This is a genomic window from Pseudomonas sp. RA_105y_Pfl2_P56 (genome assembly GCF_963970845.1).
Taxonomy (GTDB): Bacteria; Pseudomonadota; Gammaproteobacteria; order Pseudomonadales; family Pseudomonadaceae; genus Aquipseudomonas; species Aquipseudomonas baetica_A.
On the sequence record NZ_CAXAPL010000008.1, the window covers coordinates 1 to 23,719 of the forward strand.

The following is a 23,719-nucleotide window of genomic DNA, read 5'->3' on the forward strand; positions in this document are numbered from 1 at the left end:
GCCGACCGACCTGAAGCAAGCGGAGCAGATGGTGCGGGAAGCGGTCTTGATCTACAACCAAGAGCGCCCGCACCTGTCCTTAAAATACAAAACGCCCGATGCAGTGCATCGGGCGTTAGGGTGAGATAGGTGTAAACCTATTTCAGGACTAGACAGTTTGATCATCAACTGGTCTCAAGCTGGCGACGCAACCCCTGCGAGTTCTGCACTGACATCGGAATCGGCGGGAAATCTTCATTCAATACGCACAGGTGCTCAATGGCATCGGCGAACTTCACATCGGCTTTTCGGCGCAAGGCCCGGTAGTGCTCAAACTGTTCGAAATCCAGTTGCCCGGCTTCGAGCAATTCATGCGCCGCTCGATTCAGCGCTTGCGCTTGTTCGAACAATTGACGATTGCGTTCCAGGGCCAAAGCCCTGCATGCCTTGATTTGCGCAGGAGTCGAGCATTCTTTCATGACCGTAACCTTAATCTTCGGGGTTCCTTGTCATAGGCCTTTCGCCACACGGGAACCGAACGTGCCGGGCCCCGCCGGTGACTCCCGGCGAGGGGTTAAGGTTGTGACCACTGAGAATCCGCGAGAGATCCATTTTTTTGCTGAAGACTTTCGGGTTTTTGGTTTTTGCGTTGTTCAGGGCCGGCAAGGATCGGTTGTGCGCTGATGCCGTGCAGCAGGTTCGCGATGCTTTCAGATTCAGCGGTTGGCCAGTGCCCGCTCCATGCGCGCAATACCTTCTTCGAGCATGGAGCGCGGGCAGCCAAAGTTCAGGCGTACGAACTGTTGGCTTTGGTCGCCAAAATCCAGACCGGCGCTCAACCCTACCTTGGCCTGCTCAAGGAAAAACTGCTGCGGGTTGGCCAGATCCAGCGCCGAGCAATCGAGCCAGGCCAGATAAGTGCCCTGCGGCACATTCATGGTCACGCCCGGCAAGCGGCTGCGCACCGCTTCAACCAGATAATCCCGGTTGGCCTGCAGGTAGGTTTTCATCTCGGCGAGCCATGGGCCGGCTTCGCTGTAGGCCACGCGAGTCGCTTCCATACCCAGCGGATTGACGCTGTCGACCATGCCGCAACGGGCGTGGTTGACGCGTTCACGCAGCGCGGCGTCCTGAATGATCATGAACGAGGTTTTCAGGCCGGCAATGTTGTAAGCCTTGCTCGCGGACATCAGGGTGATGGTGCGCTGAGCGATTTGCGGGCTCAGGGACGCAGTCGGAATGTGGACGCGACCGTCGAAGCACAGTTCGGCGTGGATTTCATCGGAGATGATCCAGGCGTCCTGCGCAACACAGATGTCCGCCACTGCTTGCAGCTCTTCGCGGCCAAACACTTTGCCGATCGGGTTGTGCGGGTTGCTCAACAGCAGGGCGCCGCCGCCGTTCAGCGCATCACGCAGGCTATCCAGTGGTGTGGCGTAGGTGCCGTCGGCCTGCGGCGTGAATTGCAGCTCAACCCTGTTCAAGCCCCAATGCCCCGGCGCGTGACGCAGCGGTGGATAGTTCGGCACTTGTACCACGACGTTCTGCTGAGACTGAACCAGGGCTTTGAGCGCCATGTTGAAGCCCGACTCAACGCCCGGCAGGAAGATCAGCTCTTGCGGTTTGACCTGCCAGGCGAACTTGTTCCAGAGGTCGGCAACGATGGCTTCGCGCAGGTTGTCCTGGGCCACGCTGTAACCCACCAGCGGATGCAGCAAGCGCTGCTGCAGGGCCTCGATGACAACCGGTGGCGCGGCGAAATCCATATCAGCGACCCACATAGGCAACACGTCGGCTGCATAGCGGCTCCACTTGGTGCTGCCGGTGTTGTGGCGGTCGAATACCTGATCAAAGTCAAAAGTCATGCGCGGTCTCGTGAAGGCGGGGTTAATTCTGTCGGCCATTCTAAGCCCAACACGATCCCGGTGGGAGTTGGCTGGCCCGCGATGGCGTCGGCACAGTCAATATTGAGGGTGCGTGACAAACCGCTATCGTTGGCAAGCCAGCGCCCGCGAGGCTCTGGATGAAGCCATGAGATCGCTCGACAAACGGCCGACGGTCGGTTTTCACGCAGGTGGCAGGGTCTTTGTCTACAGTGAAAAAGCCGGCAGTCATCCTGCCGCAACCGTGATTGTCCAGATACAACCCGGCGCCAGTACCGGGTTCCACCTGATCAGGAGTGCACGATGGATCTCAGCCGTCGTCAGTTCTTCAAGGTCGCCGGTATCGGCCTTGCAGGCTCAAGCCTTGGCGCGTTGGGCATGGCCCCGACGCTTGCCTTCGCCGAGCAGGTGCGCCACTTCAAGCTTGCCCACACCCATGAAACCCGCAACACCTGCCCGTATTGCTCGGTCGGTTGCGGTTTGATCATGTACAGCCAGGGCGATGCTGCGAAGAACGTCGCGCAAAATATCATCCATATCGAGGGCGACGCCGACCATCCGGTCAATCGTGGCACCCTCTGTCCAAAAGGCGCGGGCCTGCTGGACTTCATTCACAGCCCGGGCCGCTTGCTGTACCCGCAAACGCGCAAACCGGGCAGCAGCGAGTGGACGCGGATCAGTTGGGATCAAGCGCTCGATCGCATCGCCGATTTGATGAAAGCCGACCGCGACGCCAATTTCGTCGAGCAGAATGAAAAAGGCGAAACAGTCAATCGCTGGCTTACCACCGGGTTTCTTGCCGCTTCAGCTTCGTCCAACGAAGCGGGGTACATGACGCACAAGGTCATCCGCAGTCTCGGCATGCTGGGGTTCGATAACCAGGCGCGTGTCTGACACGGCCCGACGGTGGCAAGTCTTGCCCCGACGTACGGCCGTGGTGCCATGACCAATACCTGGACCGATATCGCCAACGCGAATCTGGTTCTGGTGATGGGCGGCAACACCGCAGAAGCGCATCCGTGCGGCTTCAAATGGGTGACCGAAGCCAAAGCACACAACGCTGCGCGGCTGATCGTGGTCGATCCGCGTTTTACCCGCACCGCGTCAGTGGCCGATGATTACGCGCCGATCCGCACCGGCACCGACATTGCTTTCATGGGCGGGTTGATCAATTACCTGCTCACCGAGGACAAGATCCAGCACGAATACGTGCGCAACTACACCGACGTGTCGTTCATCGTCAAAGCCGGGTATGGCTTCGAAGATGGCATTTTCAGTGGCTACGATGCGGCCAAACGCAGTTACACCGACAAGTCCGGGTGGGGCTATGAAATCGGTGAGGACGGTTTCGTCAAAATCGACCCGACGCTGCAGGACCCGCGCTGCGTCTATCAATTGATGAAGCAGCATTACAGCCGCTACAACATCGAACTGGTGAGCCAGATTTGCGGCATGCCGGTCGATGCGATGCAGAAAATCTGGGGCGAAATCGCTACGTGCGCCCAGCCCGGCAAGACCATGACGATTCTCTACGCCCTGGGCTGGACACAGCACTCGACCGGTTCGCAGATCATTCGCAGTGCGGCAATGGTGCAGCTTCTGTTAGGCAACGTGGGTATGCCGGGCGGTGGCGTCAATGCCTTGCGCGGACACTCCAATATTCAGGGCCTGACGGATCTGGGCTTGTTGTCCAACTTGCTGCCGGGCTACCTGACGCTGCCGCAGGACGCCGAGCAGGACTACAGCGCCTACATCACCAAACGCACGCAAAAACCGCTGCGCCCCGGGCAGTTGTCCTACTGGCAGAACTACAGCAAGTTCCACGTCAGCCTGATGAAGGCCTGGTACGGCGCCAATGCCACCGCCGAGAACCAGTGGTGTTACGACTACCTGCCGAAACTCGACATCCCCAATTACGACATCCTCAAGATGTTCGACCTGATGAGTCTGGGCAAGGTCAACGGCTACATGTGCCAGGGGTTCAACCCGATCGCTGCGCTGCCGGACAAGAACCGGGTGATGGCGGCACTGGCCAAGTTGAAATGGTTGGTGGTGATGGACCCGCTGGCCACCGAAACCTCGCAGTTCTGGGAAAACGTCGGCCCTTACAACGATGTGAAAAGCGCCGACATCCAGACCGAAGTGATCCGCCTGCCGACTACCTGCTTTGCCGAAGAAGATGGCTCACTGGTCAACAGCAGTCGTTGGTTGCAATGGCACTGGAAGGGGGCGGATGGACCTGGCGAGGCGCGCACGGACGTCCAGATCATGAGCGAGTTGTTCCTGCGTCTGCGCCAGCGCTATGCGGCAAACGGCGGCACCTTCGCCGATCCGCTGTTGAAACTGTCCTGGCCCTACAAAATTGCCACTGAACCTTCCCCCGAGGAAATCGCCAAGGAGATAAACGGCTACGCCACGACAGACTTCAACGATGCCAGCGGCGCGACGATCAAGGGCAATACGCAACTGGCCGGTTTCGCCCAGCTCAAGGACGACGGCAGCACCGCGTCCGGCTGCTGGATTTTCGCCGGCAGTTGGACCGAGGCCGGCAACCAGATGGCCCGGCGCGACAATGCCGACCCCTATGGCATGCACCAGCATCTGGGCTGGGCGTGGGCCTGGCCGGCCAACCGGCGGATTCTCTACAACCGCGCGTCGGCGGACGTTGCGGGCAAGCCGTGGGATCCGAAAAAGCGCTTGGTGTGGTGGAACGGCAAAACCTGGGGCGGCACCGATGTGCCGGACTACAAGGCTGACATACCGCCAGAAGCCGGGATGAACCCGTTCATCATGAACCCCGAGGGCGTGGCGCGGTTCTTCGCCGTCGACAAGATGACCGAAGGGCCATTCCCCGAGCATTACGAACCGTTCGAGACGCCGATTGGCATCAACCCGCTGCACCCGCAGAACAAGAACGCTACCAGCAACCCGGCGGCGCGGATCTTTGATTCGGTCTGGGACAGCCTCGGCGAGGCCAAGGAATTCCCGTATGCGGGCACCAGTTACCGGCTCACCGAGCATTTCCACTTCTGGAGCAAGCACTGCAAGTTGAACGCGATTACTCAGCCCGAGCAGTTTGTCGAGATCGGCGAAGTGCTGGCGAAAGAGAAGGGCATCGCGGCCGGTGATCGGGTACGGGTCAGTTGCAAACGCGGCTTCATTGAAGCGGTGGCTGTGGTGACCAAAAGGATCCGTCCGTTGCAGGTCAACGGCCAGGTGGTGCACCAGATCGGCATCCCGCTGCACTGGGGGTTCACCGGACTGACGCGGCACGGATACCTGACCAACACCCTGGTGCCGTTCCTCGGCGATGGCAACACCCAGACTCCGGAATCCAAGTCATTCCTGGTCAACGTGGAGAAGCTATAGTGGAGAATCTATAAATGGCCAGCCAAGACATCATTGCCCGCTCGGCCACGACCACACAGCCGCCGTCGGTGAGGCATCAGCAGGAGGTGGCGAAGCTGATCGACACCACCAAATGCATCGGATGCAAGGCCTGTCAGGTCGCGTGCTCGGAATGGAACGAGCTGCGCGACGATATTGGTCACAACTACGGTACCTACGACAATCCGCAGGACTTGAGCGCACAAACCTGGACGTTGATGCGTTTCACCGAGCACGAAACCGACGCCGGCAACCTCGAATGGCTGATCCGCAAGGACGGCTGCATGCACTGCGCCGAGCCCGGTTGCCTGGCGGCGTGCCCCAGCCCAGGTGCGATCATCAAGCACGCCAACGGCATCGTCGATTTCGATCAGGATCACTGCATCGGTTGTGGTTATTGCATCACCGGTTGCCCGTTCGACGTTCCGCGAATCTCGCAAAAGGATCACAAGGCCTACAAGTGCACCTTGTGTTCGGACCGCGTGGCAGTAGGGCTGGAGCCGGCCTGCGTGAAAACCTGCCCGACCGGCGCTATCGTTTTCGGCACCAAGGAAGACATGAAGGAACACGCCGCCGAGCGCATCGTCGATCTCAAGAGTCGTGGCTTTGACAACGCTGGCCTGTATGACCCGTCAGGGGTTGGCGGCACCCACGTCATGTACGTGCTGCACCATGCCGACACGCCGAACATCTACGCGGGGCTGCCGGAAAGTCCGGCGATCAGTCCTTTGGTAGGCCTGTGGAAAGGCATCAGCAAACCCCTTGGCTTGCTGGCCATGGGCGCGGCGGTGTTGGCAGGGTTCTTCCACTATGTGCGAATCGGGCCGAACCGCGTCGAAGAAGACGAGCATTCGGCACCTCCCGATGCTTCGGTGCATGTCGTTGATCCGGCGGTACACACCTTCGATCCACGCGGGGAGGACCGGCCATGAGCAACAAGACGATCCTGCGTTACACCGCCAACCAGCGCACCAATCACTGGTTGGTGGCGATCCTGTTCTTCATGGCCGGGCTGTCTGGGCTCGCGCTGTTTCATCCCTCGATGTTCTGGCTGAGCAACCTGTTCGGCGGCGGGCCGTGGACGCGGATTCTGCACCCGTTCATGGGCGTGCTGATGTTTCTGTTGTTCCTTGGGCTGGTGTTTCGTTTCTGGCGCGCGAACGTCTTTATCGCCAATGACGGGAAGTGGCTGCGCCGTATTGATCGGGTGCTGGTCAACGACGAACAGAGCGTGCCACCGGTGGGCAAGTACAACGCCGGGCAGAAGCTGCTGTTCTGGACTTTACTGCTGTGCATGCTGGGGCTGTTGTTCACCGGGCTGGTGATCTGGCGGGCGTATTTCAGCGCATTTTTCGGCATCACCGTGATCCGCTGGGCGATGCTGTTGCATGCGTTGGCCGGGTTTGTGTTGATCCTGAGCATCATCATTCACATCTACGCCGGGCTGTGGATCAAGGGCTCGATCGACGCGATGATGCATGGCTGGGTCAGCCGCGCCTGGGCGAAAAAACACCACGAGCTCTGGTATCGCGACATCACCCGCGATGAACTTCATAAAGAGACGCCGGAACGACCGGCGACGAAAAAGGGCTGACTTTTGCCAACCATTCTCGAACCCGGAGAAATCGAAGCGGCGGCCAGTTCGCCGCCGTTTCTGTACCTGCCACCGCATAACCTGTTTTCCCTGCGCGCCCAGCGCCTGGAGCAACTGGCCGAGGGGCATCCGTTGACCGATTATCTGCGCCTGATCGCCGGGTTGTGCCAGGTTCAGCAACAAGTCATGGACGATCCGCCGCTGACGGCGCCATTCGATGCGCAGCGCATTGAGGCGTGTCAGCAACACGGTTTGCCGCCGTTCGCTGCCGATACGTTGGTGCGCGAAGAGGGCTGGCAGGCTTATCTCGACGCTTTATTAGAACGCTATCAGCCGGTTGAACAGCTTGCTGTCGTTGATGCGGTGGACACGTTGCGCGCTGCCAGCCCTGGCCAGTTGCGCAGTTGGGCCGTTGCCTTGATCAGTGGCCAGTATTCGATGGTGCCGGCGCAACTGGTGCCGTTTCTCGGCGCGGCGTTGCAGGTGGCGTGGAGTCACTGGTTACTCAGTGCGCCGAGCCTGAAACTCAAACCCGGCGACAGCCTCAGCCAATGCCCGGCCTGCGGGTCGCCGGCAATGGCCGGTGTCATCCGCCATCGCGGCAAACACAACGGTTTGCGCTATCTGGCGTGTTCGCTGTGCGCCTGCGAATGGCATGTGGTGCGGGTCAAGTGTGTGTACTGCGAGCAAAGCAAAGGCCTCGACTACCTGAGCCTTGAGGACGATCGCCACGCCGCCAATCAAGCACCGTTGCGCGCCGAAGTCTGCCCCGGTTGCAACACCTATCTGAAGTTGCTCTATCTGGAAAACGACGCCGACGCCGAAGCGTTGTCGGCGGATCTCGCCAGCCTGCTGCTGGACATGCGTCTGGCCCAGGACGGCTTTCAGCGTTTGGCACCCAATCTGTTGCTGGCGCCAGGAGACGAATGACCACAGCGTCTACACTCGCCGAACGGTCTTTTGTTTCGGGAGTGGCTGATGTCTGCCAGCGGTGCCCTGCGTTTACCTTCCGTTGATGGTGTGTTGCGTCATCCGGCGTGCCTGCCGCTGGCCCAACGTTATGGGCGTGAGGCGTTGTTGGCCTGTTTGCGGCAGTTGCTCGATGAGCTGCGTTCGAGCGTGCTGAACGGGCAATTGTCGGCGATTGAAATCCGCCCCGAGGTGCTTGCCGGCCGCGTCGGTGAACGCCTGGCCCAGCAACAGCGCAGCCAGGTTCGACGGGTGTTCAACCTGACCGGCACGGTGCTGCACACCAATCTGGGGCGGGCGCTGTTGCCGGAGGAAGCCATTGACGCCGTGCAAATGGGCGCGCGGTACCCGCTCAACCTGGAATTCGATCTGGCCAGCGGCAAACGCGGCGACCGTGACGATCTGATCGAAGGCCTGATCCGCGAACTGACCGGCGCCGAAGCCGTCACCGTGGTCAACAACAATGCCGCTGCGGTGCTGCTGACGCTCAACAGCCTCGGCGCGCGCAAAGAAGGCATTATTTCGCGCGGCGAGCTGATCGAGATCGGCGGCGCCTTCCGCATCCCCGACATCATGGCCCGCGCCGGCGTGCGCCTGCATGAAGTCGGCACGACCAATCGTACCCACGCCCGCGACTACGAAGCGGCGATCAACCCACGCAGCGGTTTGATCATGCGCGTGCATGCGAGCAACTACAGCATCGAAGGATTTACTGCTCGCGTGCCGACCGCTGAACTGGCCGAGTTGGCCCATCGGCATGATTTGCCGCTGCTGGAGGATCTGGGCAGCGGCAGTCTGCTGGATCTGACGCGCTGGGGTTTGCCGGCAGAACCGACGGTGCGCCAAGCGTTGTTGGACGGTGCGGATATCGTCACTTTCAGCGGCGACAAATTGCTGGGTGGCCCGCAGGCCGGGTTGATCGTTGGGCGCAAAGAGCTGATCGCGAAGATCAAGAAAAACCCGCTGAAACGCGCATTGCGGGTGGATAAATTGACCCTGGCGGCGCTGGAGGCGGTGCTCGGGTTGTATCGCGATCCGGATCGGCTGGCCGAACGTCTGCCGAGCTTGCGGTTGTTGACTCGACCGCAAGCCGACATCTTCGCCCAGGCCTCACGCTTGCAGCCCTTGATGGCTGAAATCTTGGGGTCGGTTTGGCAGGTTAGTGCAGTTGAGGCCTTGGGCATGATCGGCAGCGGCAGCCAACCGGTGGCGCGTTTACCGAGTGCGGCGCTGTGTTGCCGTCCGCAGGTTTCAAAGCGTTTGCGCGGGCGCTGCCTGCTGAATCTGGAAGCGGCGTTGCGAGCGTTGCCGATCCCGGTGCTCGGTCGTATCGACGACGATGCGCTGTGGCTCGATCTGCGCCAACTCGATGATGAACCGGCATGGCTCGCGCAATTGCCGCAGTTGCAGGTCGACCCGTGATCGTCGGCACGGCGGGGCACATTGACCACGGCAAGACGTCGCTGCTACAAGCGCTGACCGGACAAACCGGCGACCGCCGCCCGCAGGAACGCGAACGCGGCATGACCATCGACCTTGGTTATCTCTACGCTGAACTCGAACCGGGCGCGGGGCTGACCGGGTTTATCGACGTGCCGGGCCACGAGAAATTCACCCACAATATGCTCGCCGGGGCACAGGGCATTGATCTGGTGTTGCTGGTGGTCGCAGCAGACGACGGCGTGATGCCACAAACCCGTGAGCATCTGGCGATTGTCCAGTTGCTCGGCATTCCCCGGGCGTTGGTGGCGATCACCAAGTGTGACCGGGTCCAGGCGGGCAGGGTGGAGGAGGTTCAGCGGCAGATTCTGGATTTACTGGGGGCCGGGCCGTTTGCCGATGCGCCGATCCTGGCCTTGTCGAGCGTGAGCGGGCAGGGTATCGATGCGTTGCGGCGCCTTTTGTTGCAGACGCAACGTGAAGTGCAGAAACGCAGTCGCGAGGGTGGGTTTCGCTTGGCGATTGATCGGGCGTTCAGTGTCGCCGGGGCGGGGATTGTGGTCACGGGGACGGCGTTGTCGGGCGCGGTCACGGTGGAGGACCGATTAGTTTTGGGTCCTCTCGGTAAAACCGTTCGGGTTCGCGGCCTGCACGCGCAGAATCAGCCCGCCGAACAGGCCTGCGCCGGCCAACGAGTGGCGTTGAATATCAGTGGCGAGCGCTTGGCGCTGGAGCAGATCCATCGCGGTCAATGGCTGCTGAGCGAATGGTTGCACGCGCCAACGCAACGGGTGGATATCGAGTTTCAATTGCTGCCCGGCGAACGAACCTTCGAACACTTCCATCCGGTGCATCTGCACCTCGGCACACAAGACGTGATCGCCCGCGTCGCATTGCTCGAAGGCCCACGCCTGAATCCCGGCGAGCACATGTTCGCGCAACTGCTGATCAATGCGCCGGTGCACGCGGTGAAGGGCGATCGCCTGATCCTGCGTGACCAGAGCGCGCAACGCACCCTCGGTGGCGGCCTGGTGCTTGACCCGTTAGCCCCGGCGCGACAACGTCGCAGTCCGGAACGGTTGGCGCAACTTGAGGCCTTGGCGCGTGGTGAAAGCCTTGAACAAGCGTTGCCGGTCTTGCTCGATCACAGTGCTGGCGGCCTCGATCCGCAGCGACTGGAACGCCAGTTCAATCGCCCTCGTGAAGGCTGGTCATTACCGACGAACGTGCGCCTGATCGACACACGCCAAGGCCCGGTGCTGTTCAATGTACAGCGCTGGGGGCAGTTGAAATTTACGCTGCTGGAAAAACTGGCGCAGTTCCATGAGCGGGAGCCCGATCAGATGGGCCCTGATCGGGATCGTCTACGCCGCTTCAGCGGGTTGGCGCTGGAGCGGTCTACGTTCATCAGTCTGCTGGATGAACTTCGCGCTGCGGGTTCTATCAATGCGAGCGGGCCGTGGCTGCACCTGCCAGATCATCAGGTGCAGTTGAATGCCGAGGACGAAGCCTTGTCGCAGCAGTTGCAGCCGCTGTTTCAACAAGCCGGCTTTGATCCGCCGTGGGTGCGCGATGTGGCAAAGACGGTGGGGAAAGAGGACGCGGTGGTACGTCTGCTGTTGCGCAAACTGGCGCGGCAGGGGTTGATGCATCAAGTGGTGCGCGATCTGTTTATCAGTGACACGGTGCTGCGGCAGATGGCGAACGTGTTGCTGGAATTGGCCAAGGAAAATCCGCAGATCCAGGTGACAACCTTGCGCGATGCGCTAGGCTTGGGACGCAAACGTTGTATTCAGTTCCTCGAATATTTTGACCGTATCGGCCTGACCCGGCGCCTCGGCGAATGCCGCCAGATCCGCCCCGACAACGCGCTGGCCCACGCCGACGCACAATGAGTTCAAGGAAGGCAATCGCGCCCGGTGGCGCGGCCGGGCTTCAAACCCGGTTGGGGACGGCATCCGTTCCCGGGCAGGTTCGACTCCGGCTGCCTTCCGCCAGTTTTCCTCCGGACCTCCCCGATCCAGTGTGTGAGCGAGCCTGCGCGCGAAAGCCGTTTTTGATCGTTCCCTGCTACTGCGGCAATTCCAGATTATCCATCACCCGATTCACCGCCAGCTCCCCGAGCATGATCAATTGCGCGATCCCCAACAGTGTCCTGCGCTGCGACGCGGGTATGAGGTGGGCGAAGTCATGGGCGATGGTTCTGGCGGAGGCGAGGGTTTCGCTGGCATCGGCCAGCAGTTCCTCGTTTTTGAAGTCTGCGGTAACGGCGTAGATCCGGCGGGTTTTGCGCGGCGGTGGGGTCGAGCCGGGTGGGCAGAGGTAATGATCGAGGGCGCGTTCGGCGGCGTCGTTGAGTTTTTTGGAATCGAGGGATTCGTAGGGGGAGGCGAGATCGGTTTCGGGTGGGTTGGGTGTTGGTTTGATCATGGTGAAACTCCGTGGTTGATTTAGCCGCCACGGCTCATCGCTAAACAAGTAAAGGTGGCGGCTGTACGCGGGTTAGCGATCCGGGTCACAGAAACCCCGGGTAGACCCGAAGGTCTCCCACGCACAGCCACCATGACGCCAAGTGCAGATAGACAATGCTGCAATTGAGACTGGGGATTGAGCGTCTGTAAGGTATCGGATCGCTAAACCCGATCGCTGATTCGTCAGCGACCGCACCACAATAGAACCCGACCCCAAGACGCACAAGCCGGCGGATTCTGGCGTAGCTGTAGGCAATGGCGCAAGAATTTGTAGCCTCGGAGACGTGTCTTGAGGTTTCTTTTAAACACTCCAGTTTAAAAGGCGAAAAGTCGGGCGAAGATGTGGGGGAATGGTCTATCCCTGATAGCGCTGTGACAGCGAGCCTGCTCGCGAAGGCGATTCAACAGCCGACATCTCAGTGGCTAGCCCAGCACTTTCGCGAGCAGGCTTGCTCCCAAAGGGGGGGGCGTTGTTCTAGTTGAATCCGCATTCATCCCCTCACGGCTGATACGGAATCACCTTGTCCTTGTCCATTTCCACCAGCAACTGATCAAGCATCTGCCGCTTGTTTTCAAACGCTGGAATCGGCACGTACCACGTGATCACGCTCCAGCCTTCGCGCGAGTAGTTGTAGGTCTTGAGCAGTTCGCCGTCCTTGAAGACGGAGCCGCGCAAGTTGTCCTGGTAGTGGTAAGGCATGGGAAAGGTGAACAGGGTGAAGACGTTCATCAATGCCAGCCAGTTGACCTTGCCATCGTGGGGTTCGGTGATCAGCAGGCTGTAGCCGTTGCGGCTGTAGCCACCGTCGAGCATGGAAAACGCACCGGTGTTTTTCAGGGCACTGATGGTTTCGCGTTGGTGTTGTTCATCGATCCGGCTGTAGGCCGGTCCGAGCCCGAGTGTGACCGGGACGTAGGCCTGGCTGGTCTTGTAGTCGAGCGGTTGCAGGGTATTGGCGCAACCCCCCAGCGTCAGCAGGGCGAAGAGCAGGGCGGTAGGCTTGATGACATTGAGGATCATTGCGCAGCCCCGTCAGCGGGGATCAGGCGATCACGCTGGACGTCCTGGGCAAACGCGCGGGCGATGCGGCTCAGGTTCTGGCCTTCCAGTTCACCACCCTGATCCAGCAGCCAAGTGTATTTCTGCGTGGTGTTGCGGTAGCTGTATTGCTTCAGACGCTTGTCGCCTTGATACACGGAGAACTGCGCCTCGGTGTTGTATTCCTTGGATAGGGGCAGCGTGAACAACGTGGCGCAACTGAGCAACACCAGCGGAAACGGCGGAAACTCGCGTTGCATGTTCAGTTTGATCTGGACGCTGTACTCGTCACCTTTGGCGGTGCCGGTCTGGATCTCGCGGAACACTCCGGTCTGGCGCAGATGGTTGCGCAGGGTCGAGGAGTTCATCGGGTCATCGACCATGACGTGGATCGGTGCCAGATAATCTTGACCGTCGGCGAGGGTGCGCTCAGGCAAGGTGTTGGTTGCTGTGCAGCCGGTCAACAGAGCGGCGGTGGTGAGGGCGATGATTTTTTTCATGGCTTGACGTCCACGGCCACACCCGGAGTGGGGCCGGTAAAGATGTAGGGTTCGGCGCGTTTCAGATCGAGTTTCAGCGGTTGCAGGGTTGGCAGCCCCGGGGTCATGCGCTGAGCGACCACGGCGTCACGGGCGTTCTGGTCGCTCCAGCGGAACGCGCACAAACCGGCAGTCAGGCAGAACGAGCGGAATTCACCGATGTAATAGGCCTTGCCGGGCTCAAGGCGCATCGGCAGGTTGAATTCCTCTCGTGCCTCGGCCGAGGTGAAAACCGTGCCGAGGCCAGGCTGGTAGCGGGCGGAAAAGAACTGGAAGTCATAGAACTCATAGTCGCCCGGTTTCAGGGGCAGCACGAATACACTCGCTGCGCCGACACCGTCCTGAATGTCCTGAGGCGTCGAGTAGGCACCGGCCAGTTTCCAGACACCGGCGGCGCCATATTCAGAACCGCGCTTGCGGAAAAAAATGCGCTGGTTGTCAGCGGCAGGGAATTTGACTGACTGCGGCCCGATTGAGCCGACGAGGTAGCTGACCGGCTCGTTGGCTTTGGGTTGCAAGGGTTCGCTGACCCACGAGGCGCTTTCGGTAATGCAGCCGCTGAGTGTCGCCGCGAGCACAATGGCCGCGCCGAGTTTGAATAACTGGAACATGTACATCCCTGAATCTGCGTGTGTTGATTGACGGCAAACAGGAGGTCAATCAATGCCTTCCTGGCTTGGCGTTTTTTGCGGGTGCGCAGGATAAGGGAGGTGATGGCATTTGGCTAGCTGTGAGAGGTGTGTTGCGTATACGGATGTTTGGCTGAAACTCCGACTTGTAGGAATGAGCCTGCTCGCGATTGCGGTGTATCAGTCAGCATGAATGTTGCTGAAAAGACGCTATCGCGAGCAGGCTCACTCCTACAGGGGATAGCGTTTCAAATCGGGATGGGCGGTGGGTTAGAAACCCAGTGGGTACTGGATCACCACGTAGATCCGGTCGATGTCATCGCCGGCCTGGGCATCATTGGCCCGGTGTGAAACATGCGATACCTGCACCGACAAATCCTTCGCCGCGCCCGATTGCACGACGTACTTCAAATCGATATCGCGCTCCCAGTGCTTGCCACCATCGCCTTGCTGAGGCTGATAACTGCCGCTGTCAGGATCAAACGGGTTGTAGGCGCCGCCCTTGGGCGCGTGGGTGCCGTCAATGTGGCTACCGCTGACGTAGCGGGTCATGAACTTCAGGCCTGGAATCCCGAAGGTGCCGAGGTCCAGGTCGTAGCGCGCCTGCCAGGAGCGTTCGTTGGCGCCGTTGAAATCGGCGTATTTGATCGAGTTGGCGAGGTAGATCGAGTCACCGCCGACGAAATCGAACGGTGTGTCGCCATTGATCTTTTGCCAGCCGAGCATCACCGCGTGCGCGCCGAAGGCGTATTTGCCGGAGAGGCTGAACGCGGTGTTGTCGATTGACCCGGCCAGCGCCTGGCCTGTGTCGCGGGTGTGGTAGAGGTTGGCGTCGAGCAGCACGCCTGATTGCTTGAAGTGCAGGTTGGCATAGTACTGATGCCAGGTGTCTGTCAGTTCAGAGGCGTACAGGGCGCCTCCGATAGGACGGTCGTTGAACAGGTCGGCGCCGAGAAAGCTGATCCCGCCAGCCTCGGTGTTGGCGCCGTAGCCGTAAAAATCGCCTTTGCCGGAAGAACTGTCCTGATTCTTGAACGCCGTGAAATGCCCCGCCTGGACGTTAACGTTGTCGATTTCCCGGCTGTTGAGCAGAAAACCCGTGGCGTACTCCGGTTGCAGACGTTTGTCGGAGGTGTCGAACACTGGGGTTTCCACGGTCATTTCGCCGAACGCCAGGGTGGTGCGCGATGCCTTCAACTTGAGGGCGCCGCCGGCGCTGGAATAGTTGCTCTCGCTGCGGCCGTCGCTGTCGACCGGCAACAACCCGGTGCCGGAATGGCCCTTGCCGCCGTCCAGTTTCAGGCCGGTAAAGGCATGCGCATCGATACCAAACCCGACGGTTCCGGCCGTGAAGCCGGATGAGAAAGTGCCGATAAACCCTTGAGCCCATTCCTGTTTATAGTTCTTTTCGGAGGGCGAGGGCGAGCGATAGTCATTGCTCAGGTAGAAGTTGCGACTGAGTACTTCGGACTTTGAATCGTCAAAAAAACCGCTGGCGTGGGCTGTGTTCAGGCCACAGAGCAAGGCGAGCAGGGTGATACGCGAGAGGGCGCAGTCGATCATGATGAGTAGCCAGCAAACAGGAATGTGGCCGTGATGATCGAGGGAATACGGGCGAGGGGATTGAGCTTATGTGCTCAGTTGAGGGCACCACACGGCCCTGTGGGAGCGAGCAACCCCGCTCCCACAGGGCCGATCACCTTACGACAACGGTGGCGTGCGTGGCGGGATCATCCGTTTGCTGCCTGTCGACTCAAACGCCGCCGCCAGACGCAGCAGGCTCGAATCGTCGTAGGCACGGCCGGCGAAGGTCAGGCCGACCGGCATGCCGATATCCGCCATCACGCCCATGGGCACGGTGACCGTCGGCACGCCCAGGTGACGGATCGCGAGGTTGCCATTGGCGACCCAGACGCCATTGCTCCAGGCGATGTCGGCCGATTCTGGATTGATGTCCGAGTCCGCCGGACCGACGTCAGCAACGGTCGGAAACAGCACGGCGTCGAGGCCCAGTTTATCCATCCAGTCTTCAAGGTCGATGCGCCGGGTCTGTTCGAGGCCGCGCAGGCCATCGGGCACGGTCGGGATTTCGTTCCACGGCGTGATGCCGCGTTCGGCCATGCGCACGTATTCGTCCATGCCTGCGGCCAGGTCGCCCTCACGGTTGGGCAGGGTGCCCGGGTCGTGCGGGAAGATCTTCGGCCCGTCGACGTCGACCAGACGATTGAGTTTAGGGTCGCCGTTGGCTTGCAGAAAATCGTCGAACGCCCAGGCGCTCAGATCCCACAATTCATGATGAAGAAACTCTTTCGACACCAGACCACGGGTGAACACGGTCGGCGCACCGGGACGGTCACCTTCACAGTTGGAGACCAGCGGGAAATCGGTTTCGATGACTTCGGCACCGGCCGCTTCGAGGGCCTGCCGCGCCTGTTTCCACAGCTCGATCACCGAAGCACGGGTGTTGATGCGCTGGCCGGTCGGGCCACCGATGCCCGGCGCTTCGCTGGTGCCTGCATCAGGGTCGGCGTTGATGAACATGCGCGGCACGGCGAAACGCTTGCCGGCCAGCGCGGCGCTGTCGGCAGCCAGTTCGGCGTAAGCGGCGGGGCGCACGGAACTGACGCTCGGGATCGGCACCCACGGTTGCAGGCGCCACAGGTCGCCTCGGGTGTCGGGGTCTTCGGCGACGATGATGTCGAGCACTTCCAGCAGATCAGCCATGGTGCGGGCGTACGGCACGACCACGTCCATGGTCGGGGTCAACGGCCAGTTACCGCGCACCGAGATCACCCCGCGCGACGGGGTATAGGCACACAAGCCATTGTTCGACGCTGGGCCGCGACCGCTCGACCAGGTTTCTTCGGCCAGACCGAACGCGGCGAAACTCGCGGCCGTGGCGGTGCCGGCACCATTGGACGAACCCGAGGCGAACGGCGCAGTCAGGTAGTCAGCGTTATAAGGGCTTTCGGCACGGCCGTAGACACCCCGTTGCATCCCGCCATTGGCCATCGGCGGCATGTTGGTCTTGCCCAGGCAAATCGCTCCGGCACCGCGCAGGCGCTCAATGGTGAACGCATCGCGATAAGCGACCAGATCGGCAAACGCCGGGCTGCCGGACGCTGCAGTCAGGCCTTTGACCAGATAACTGTCCTTGGCGGTGTAAGGAATACCGTCGAGCGGGCTCAGCGTTTCGCCCTTGGCGCGGCGGGCGTCGCTGGCCAGTGCTTCGTTGAGGGCTTCGCGATTGCGCACGACAACGGCGTTCAGCGCTGTCGGGGTGTCGTAGGCATCGATGCGGGCGAGATAGGCCTGCACCAGTTCAACCGATGTGGTCTGGCCGGATTCCAGCGCAGCACGCAGTTGGGCAATGGAAACTTCGGTGACTTCGATCATGCGGTCACCGCCATTTGCAGTTGAGCGTCATTTATCTTGGAAGGGGCATTCATATCGGTTCTCGCTGCACGGCTTTACGCGACAAGGTTAAGGCTGGCGCCTATTTAACACCAATCCTTCATCCAAACGACAGAACACCCACGTCACGGGCCGTACGGTCCGCTGGAATCCGCGCCCCTCAGGCCGTTTGAGTGTCATCGAACCAGCCACGAATCATCTGGGTAAAGAACAGGTGCGTCGTATCCCACCAGCGTTTCCACCAACTGCCTGCCTCAGCGTCCTCAAGTGCGATCAACGGACGACTCCCCAGCAGTTGCCCGGCATCGTACAGCTCCAGTTTCCCGACGACGGTGCCCATGGCGATAGGCGCTTGCAGCGGCCCGTCAATCTCGATGCGTGTCTCTATTTTTCGATGTCTGTTCTTGGGCAGGGTGAGGGTCATGTCGTCGAGTAAGCCCAGAGCGATCGATCGTTTCTCGCCTTTCCAGAGCGCAGCCGTTTTGAGTAATTCCCCGGCTTTTTTGTAGGTTTGGGTGTCATAGAAACGAAAGGCGTAGCCCATGAGTTTTTCAGTTTCTGCGGTGCGCTTTTGCGTGCTGGTTGCACCAAAGATCACACTGATCAAACGCCGCCCGTCTCGACGCGACGACGCTACCATGCAATAGCCAGCCGCTTCGGTATGGCCAGTCTTCAGTCCGTCGAAGCTGTCGTCTCGCCACAATAGAAGGTTGCGGTTGGCTTGCCGTATGCCATTCCAGGTGAAGTGTTTTCTGGCGTACAGCGCATAGGTATCAGCGCCTTCGTTGATGATCGCCCGCGCCAATAGCGCCATGTCCCGGGCCGATGAGTAATGGTCTGGCTGAGGCAGGCCGGTGGAGTTCATGAAGTGTGTGTTGCGCATCCCCAAGGCCGTAGCTGTCGAGTTCATCATGCCGACGAAAACGCCTTCGCTTCCGGCGACATGTTCGGCGAGCGCCACGCTGGCGTCATTACCCGAGTCGATGATCACGCCGCTGAGCAAGTCGTGAACCGAAACGGAACTGCCTGGGTCAAGAAACATGCGCGAACCGCCGGTACGCCAGGCATTTTCGCTGACAGTGACCATGCCATCCGCTTTGATACGCCCGGCCTTGATTTCACGCGTGGTGACAAATGCCGTCATCATTTTGGTCAGGCTGGCCGGCGGCAGGCGCATATCGCTGTTGTGACTGGTGATAACGGCACCGGTGGCGCCGTCGATGAGTATCCAGGCTTTGGCACCGAGCTTCGGTGCGGCAGGGATCATGGCGCCTCGGGTGTTGTTGTCAGCCAGAGCAGGGTGGGCCAACACAACAAGCGATGTTGCGCAGAGCAGGGTGAATACACATCGGAACAACAGGCATTTCACAAGCAAGAAGCCTTGGGGCAGCAGAAAGTAGCGCCACGCTAGCCCCCGGGCATGGGGCGCTCAAATTAAGCCGGGTTAAGTTTAATTTAATGTTCCGGTACGAATAGCCCGACATTCAGGCAGGGGCCATCGGGCAATGAATCAGCACGCGGGTGCCACGTCCCGTCGCGGCAGGCTGAATATCCAGCGAATAGCCGTGCAATTTGACGATGGCCGCGACCAACGATAAGCCCAGGCCATGTCCGGGCTGCATTCTGCTTGCCTCCCCTCGATAGAGCCTGCGAATGACGTGCGAGCGGTCCGCCTCGGGTATCCCGGCCCCATCGTCGGCGACTTCAATGACAACCGTTGAATCCTCGATGCTGCCGCGCAACGTGATATGCCCGCCCTGCGGCGTAAACTTGATCGCGTTATCCAGCAAGTTGACCAGCGCCTCAAACAGCAGCGATGAGTCCCCAACCAATTTGGGCAAGTCACTGGTGATCTGCAGGGACAGTGTCTGCGAACGGTCCAGCGCCATAGGCTCATAAAACTCATGTGCCTGTTGCAACAGCGCCATGATCGGAAACGGCGCAAATGCCGAGCGTCGGCGGATATCGTCGAGTTCGGCGACCCGAAGCAAGCCCTGAAAGCGCACCATGATCGATTCACTTTCTTCAAGGGCCTGGTTCAATGTCTGCTGGTGATCAAGGTCGAGTGGCAGTTGCTGGAGCTGATAAAGCCTGGCGCGCAGACGTGTCAGTGGTGTGCGCAAATCATGGGCAACCCCGTCGCAGACACTTTTGACTTCGTGCATCAATTGCTCGATATGGTCGAGCATTGTATTGACGGCATTGGCCAGCATGTCCAGTTCATCACGGCGAGCGGAGAGGGGGAGGCGCTCAGCCAGGTTGCCTGAGACGATACTTTCCGTACACAACTGAAGACGTTTGACACGCCGCAACGGCCGGCGCCGCAATAGGCGCCAGCCGATTAATCCGGGAATCAGCGTCAACGAAAAACCCCACATCAAGGCCTGTTCGATAATCCCGCCCACGGCAGAAATCGAACCACCGTCACGCGCCAGGATAAGCATGTGCCCGTCGGGGCGTCGTGCTAACAAGGCATAACTGCTGCGGGTTTCTTTATTGGGTAGCGCAATGCTCAGCCCACGTTCCAGATAATGAACCTTGCCATCATCGGGCAGGCTGGAGCGCAGTTTGAGCAGGTCTCCGGCAACGTGCTGCCCCTCGGCGGTGAACAACCCGTAGGCATCGATTCCGGGGGTTGAAAAGGCTTCACTGGCCGCCAGTTCATTCACCAGTTTTTCGTCATCGATCTTTTGATAGTAGTGGGCGCGCTGCAGTAGTGTTCGCTCTGCAACGGTTCCCAGGTAGTGGGAGATTTTCCAGTACAACACGCCGGTAAAGAGCGCACCCCAGGCCACGAAAAACAGGGCATAGAACCCGATCAAACGACTACCTGAGGAGCGCCATTGCTCAGTTTTTGGCAGCAAGGACATAACCCGCACCGCGTATCGTATGAATGACGGGCGTCCCTTCATCGCCTTCAAGCTTTTTGCGCAGCCGACCAATGTGGACATCGATAATGTTGGTGCCAGGGTCGAATCGATACCCCCAAACCTCTTCGAACAGCATCGTGCGGGTGACCAACTGGCCGGCGCTGCGCATCAGGTAGTTGAGCAGTTTGAACTCGGTGGGCAGCAGCCCGATGGGTTCGCCATTTCGAGTCAGCTTGTGCTCGACCAGGTCCAGTCGCAGGTTCCCGCAACTGAGTTGCGGATGGCTGGCGTCGGCATGGGTGCGCCGAAGCAATGCGTCAAGTCGCGCAACCATCTCGGTAGCGGAAAAGGGTTTGGTCAGATAATCGTCGCCGCCCGCTCGCAGACCCTGAACGCGCTCATCGACGTCGGACAGTGCACTGATCATCAGCACCGGCGTCTGAATCCCAAGGCTGCGCAATGTGCTGACAATCGTCAGTCCATCGAAGTCGGGAAGCATGCGATCCAGGGTAATGGCGTCAAAACCACCGGCAATCGCCGAGGCCAGTCCGTCCCGTCCGGTAGCGGCCCATTTTGAACTGAACCCGTGACGTTCGAGTTCAGCGATGATGACTTGTGCCGTCACCTTGTCGTCCTCTATGACCAACGCGCAACTCATGTTTTCCTCCATTGGAATCTGTTTTCGGCCATTGCGACGTAATGTCGACGCCCAGTACAGGCATACCCTGGTGATCTGCGATCAAGCCGAACATCAAAATTATTTAACCCACCTTAACGCCGTCGTCTGCCGTGCGGGTGCCCATTTAAGTTCAAGTGCACGGCCTGTGTCAGCTTTGCGGGGGAGGGTAGGCGAATTGGCCAGACGAATGTGGCCTTTGATCAGATCGCAACAAGTGAAACGAGCAGCTCGCAATCACTGGATTTTCCTGCTGTAGACCGGATCAATATACAAATGCAGCGCGGTGCCCTTGGGCACCGCGCATGACAGTCAGCCCGGCTCTGCAAGAGCGCGGGTGAGTGCAGTGCCTTACGGCAACGCGTAAGCCATTACGTAGTCGCCACGATCGGTCGACTGACGAGCGCCACCTGCGGTGATGACGATGTACTGTTTGCCGGTTTTGGGCGACACATAAGTCATCGGGCCGCCCTGGCTGCCGACCGGCAGGCGGGATTTCCAGATTTCCTCACCGTTGCCGCTGTTGAAGGCACGCAGGTAGAAGTCCTGAGTGCCGGCAATAAAGATCAAGCCTCCTTGAGTCGACAGGGTGCCGCCGAGCGTCGGCAGACCGACCTTGATTGGCAAGTGCATGCGAATACCCAAAGGTCCGGTGTCTTCAACGGTACCCACGGGTACTTGCCAGGCGATTTTTTGGGTCTTCATGTCGATGGCTGTCAGCGTACCGAACGGCGGCGCCTGGCAAGGAATGCCGGCGACCGACAGGAAGCGGTTCTTGTTCACCGCGTAAGGCGTGCCCTTGAGCGGTACGGCGCCCATGCCAGTGTTCAGCGCTTCGCTACCGGAAGTGGCCTGCCCCTTGTTCTGCGAAGGGATCATCTGAATCCACAGACCCAGGCGCATATCGTTCACAAAGATGAAACCATGCACCGGGTCAGTGGAGATGCTGCCCCAGTTCATGCCACCCAGCGAGCCCGGGAAGCTCAGGGATTTGTCGGTGCCTGGCGCGGTGTACAAACCGTCGTAACGCATCGATTTGAAATCGATACGACACAACAGTTGGTCGTAAGGCGTGGCCCCCCACATGTCCGACTCGGTCAGGTGCTGGGCACCAATCTGCGGCATGCCGACCGATTTTGGCTGGGTAGGCGAGTAAGGCTCGTTAGGGATGTTCGCTGCCTTGACCGGCACTTCCTCAACGTTGGTCAGCGGCTTGCCAGTGGCGCGATCCAGCACGTAGATCTGCCCGGCCTTGGTACCGATGACCAGCGCCGGTACGGTTTTGCCGTCCTTGGTGAAGTCGATCAGGCTCGGCTGCATCGGCAAATCGAAATCCCAGAGGTCGTTGTGGACCGTCTGGAAGACCCACTTTTCCTCGCCATTGTTGGCGTCCAGGGCCAGGATCGAAGCACCGTAGGTGTGATCCAGCTTGCTGCGCTCGACACCATAGATGTCGGTGGAGGAACTGCCCATGGGCAGGAAGACCGTGTTGGTGGCCGCGTCGTAAGACATTGGCGCCCAGCTGTTCGGCGTGCTGCGTACATAGGTGTTGCCGTCTGCCGGCGCCTTTTTATCCTGCGGGTTGCCCGGGTCGAAAGCCCAACGCATGGCGCCGGTGATCACATCAAAACCACGGATCACACCGCCCGGCATGTCGGCTTGCACGTTGTCAGCCACGCGACCGCCAACCACCACGGTAGTGCCTGCCATTAACGGTGCGGAGGACAACTGATAGTAGCTGTCCGGGACATCGCCCAGACCGGCCTTGAGATCCACTTGACCATTGTTGCCAAAACCCTGGCAGAACTCGCCGGTGTTGGCATCCACGGCGATCAGGCGAGCGTCGATGGTGTTGGTCAGCAAACGGCGCTGGCAGTTGGCAACTGGCGCTGGCTGGCCTACGGCAACGGGTGAACTACCCGACTCGGCAACTGCTGCAGTCGCGTCGAAATAGGCCATGCCACGGCAACGTTGCCAGACTTTTGACTGGGCGTTGATGGCGTTTTTCCAGAGTTCCTTGCCGGTGTCGGCATCCAGCGCAATCAGATTGTTGTGCGGGGTGCAGATAAACACCTTGTTGCCGATTTGCAGTGGAGTGAGCTGGTCTTCGGCGCCGTTACCGTCGCTCTCGGCGACGTCTGCGGTGTGATAGGTCCACGCCACTTGCAACTTGTCGACGTTGTGGCGGTTGATCTGATCCAGTGCAGCAAAGCGGCTGCCGCCCTCGGTATTGCCGTAGTGAGCCCAGTCTTTCTGGGTTTTTTGCGGATCTACCGGCGTGAGGCCCGGGCCGGTGCCCGTAGCTGCAACCGTCGGGTGCGCGACGAACATGTTGCCGGCGGCCAAGGCCAGACCGACCGCCAGTACCCCGGCAACGGCATAAGCACCGCGCCCCGGAGCGCCGCCGTTGGCACGTTTCAATAATGGATAGACCAGCGTGACGACCAGTCCCACTGCGCTGAACATGAACAGGCGCGAGAACACTGGCCAGAACACCAGGCCGGCATCGTTTACTGCCCAGATCGCTGTCCCCACCAGAAACGCTGCGAACAACCAGGCACCGGCCGGTTTGAAGCGAGCAATCAGCAGACCGGAGGCCGCCATCACCAGCCCACCCACCAGGAAGTACAAGGAACCTCCCAGACTGACCAATTTCACGCCGCCAACAGCGAGTGCCAGACCGAGGAGGGCAATGATCACGCCTAGCCCGACCAGAATGAATGTTGATACGCCCGAGAGGCGTTGACTCTGCTTCACGTTGAATGTCCCGTCGAAATGAGGCGGGCAGTATATAGATAGGTAACTATCTGGTTAAAACATAATTTCGAA

General features: G+C 60.0%; 19 protein-coding genes and 1 tRNA gene. 8 read left to right on the plus strand and 12 right to left on the minus strand.

Annotation, left to right across the window (positions count from 1 at the left end; translation table 11 throughout):
* Positions 1–124 (plus strand): integrase core domain-containing protein (locus tag AACY11_RS07640; RefSeq protein ID WP_445261975.1); only part of this gene is annotated, 124 nt, incomplete at its 5' end.
* Between the two features lie 40 nt (positions 125–164).
* Here the strand turns inward: AACY11_RS07640 and AACY11_RS07645 are convergent.
* On the minus strand, positions 165–458 hold the full coding sequence (locus tag AACY11_RS07645) for a hypothetical protein (protein ID WP_339464208.1): 294 nt from the start codon (positions 456–458) through the stop codon (positions 165–167).
* Positions 459–695: 237 nt separating this feature from the next.
* Positions 696–1,844, minus strand: coding sequence for a MalY/PatB family protein (locus tag AACY11_RS07650; protein WP_339494289.1), 1,149 nt, complete (start codon positions 1,842–1,844; stop codon positions 696–698).
* A gap of 321 nt (positions 1,845–2,165) precedes the next feature.
* Here AACY11_RS07650 and fdnG point away from each other — a divergent pair, with 321 nt between their 5' ends.
* The 7 genes from fdnG (at position 2,166) to AACY11_RS07685 (ending at position 11,249) form a co-directional block, all read left to right on the plus strand.
* Positions 2,166–5,231 (plus strand): formate dehydrogenase-N subunit alpha, encoded by a 3,066-nt coding sequence (gene fdnG, locus AACY11_RS07655; protein ID WP_339494291.1) that lies wholly within the window; start codon positions 2,166–2,168, stop codon positions 5,229–5,231.
* Positions 5,232–5,245: 14 nt separating this feature from the next.
* Positions 5,246–6,181, plus strand: coding sequence for a formate dehydrogenase subunit beta (gene fdxH / locus AACY11_RS07660; protein WP_339494292.1), 936 nt, complete (start codon positions 5,246–5,248; stop codon positions 6,179–6,181).
* Positions 6,178–6,843 (plus strand): formate dehydrogenase subunit gamma, encoded by a 666-nt coding sequence (locus tag AACY11_RS07665; RefSeq protein WP_339464204.1) that lies wholly within the window; start codon positions 6,178–6,180, stop codon positions 6,841–6,843. Before fdxH ends, AACY11_RS07665 begins: the two co-directional genes overlap by 4 nt.
* 3 nt (positions 6,844–6,846) lie before the next feature.
* Entirely contained in the window at positions 6,847–7,773 is a 927-nt protein-coding gene (gene fdhE, locus AACY11_RS07670; protein WP_339464203.1) for a formate dehydrogenase accessory protein FdhE, read from the plus strand.
* Positions 7,774–7,821: 48 nt separating this feature from the next.
* Positions 7,822–9,234: an L-seryl-tRNA(Sec) selenium transferase gene (gene selA / locus AACY11_RS07675; protein WP_339494295.1), complete on the plus strand. Its 1,413-nt coding sequence runs from the start codon at positions 7,822–7,824 to the stop codon at positions 9,232–9,234.
* Entirely contained in the window at positions 9,231–11,147 is a 1,917-nt protein-coding gene (gene selB / locus AACY11_RS07680) for a selenocysteine-specific translation elongation factor (protein WP_339464308.1), read from the plus strand. The genes selA and selB overlap by 4 nt, the downstream gene beginning before the upstream one ends.
* A gap of 6 nt (positions 11,148–11,153) precedes the next feature.
* Positions 11,154–11,249 (plus strand) — tRNA-Sec (locus tag AACY11_RS07685).
* A gap of 73 nt (positions 11,250–11,322) precedes the next feature.
* Here the strand turns inward: AACY11_RS07685 and AACY11_RS07690 are convergent.
* The 10 genes from AACY11_RS07690 to AACY11_RS07735 form a co-directional block, all read right to left on the minus strand.
* Positions 11,323–11,682, minus strand: coding sequence for a DUF6124 family protein (locus tag AACY11_RS07690; protein ID WP_339494296.1), 360 nt, complete (start codon positions 11,680–11,682; stop codon positions 11,323–11,325).
* Positions 11,683–12,222: 540 nt separating this feature from the next.
* On the minus strand, positions 12,223–12,744 hold the full coding sequence (locus AACY11_RS07695; protein ID WP_339464201.1) for a hypothetical protein: 522 nt from the start codon (positions 12,742–12,744) through the stop codon (positions 12,223–12,225).
* Positions 12,741–13,262 (minus strand): hypothetical protein, encoded by a 522-nt coding sequence (locus AACY11_RS07700; protein WP_339464199.1) that lies wholly within the window; start codon positions 13,260–13,262, stop codon positions 12,741–12,743. The genes AACY11_RS07695 and AACY11_RS07700 overlap by 4 nt, the downstream gene beginning before the upstream one ends.
* Entirely contained in the window at positions 13,259–13,912 is a 654-nt protein-coding gene (locus AACY11_RS07705) for a hypothetical protein (RefSeq protein WP_339494297.1), read from the minus strand. The genes AACY11_RS07700 and AACY11_RS07705 overlap by 4 nt, the downstream gene beginning before the upstream one ends.
* Positions 13,913–14,200: 288 nt before the next feature.
* Complete coding sequence (locus AACY11_RS07710; RefSeq protein ID WP_339464197.1) at positions 14,201–15,493, minus strand: OprD family porin; 1,293 nt, start codon at positions 15,491–15,493, stop codon at positions 14,201–14,203.
* Positions 15,494–15,631: 138 nt separating this feature from the next.
* Entirely contained in the window at positions 15,632–17,326 is a 1,695-nt protein-coding gene (locus tag AACY11_RS07715; protein WP_339494299.1) for an amidase, read from the minus strand.
* A gap of 178 nt (positions 17,327–17,504) precedes the next feature.
* Positions 17,505–18,611 carry a D-alanyl-D-alanine carboxypeptidase family protein gene (locus tag AACY11_RS07720; RefSeq protein ID WP_339494300.1) on the minus strand — a complete coding sequence of 369 codons (1,107 nt, stop codon included), beginning with the start codon at positions 18,609–18,611 and terminating at the stop codon, positions 17,505–17,507.
* Between the two features lie 217 nt (positions 18,612–18,828).
* Positions 18,829–20,214 carry a sensor histidine kinase gene (locus tag AACY11_RS07725; RefSeq protein WP_339494301.1) on the minus strand — a complete coding sequence of 462 codons (1,386 nt, stop codon included), beginning with the start codon at positions 20,212–20,214 and terminating at the stop codon, positions 18,829–18,831.
* Entirely contained in the window at positions 20,192–20,872 is a 681-nt protein-coding gene (locus tag AACY11_RS07730; RefSeq protein WP_339494302.1) for a response regulator transcription factor, read from the minus strand. The genes AACY11_RS07725 and AACY11_RS07730 overlap by 23 nt, the downstream gene beginning before the upstream one ends.
* A 369-nt stretch (positions 20,873–21,241) precedes the next feature.
* On the minus strand, positions 21,242–23,647 hold the full coding sequence (locus AACY11_RS07735) for a glucose/quinate/shikimate family membrane-bound PQQ-dependent dehydrogenase (protein ID WP_339494303.1): 2,406 nt from the start codon (positions 23,645–23,647) through the stop codon (positions 21,242–21,244).
* Between the last annotated feature and the right edge of the window lie 72 nt (positions 23,648–23,719).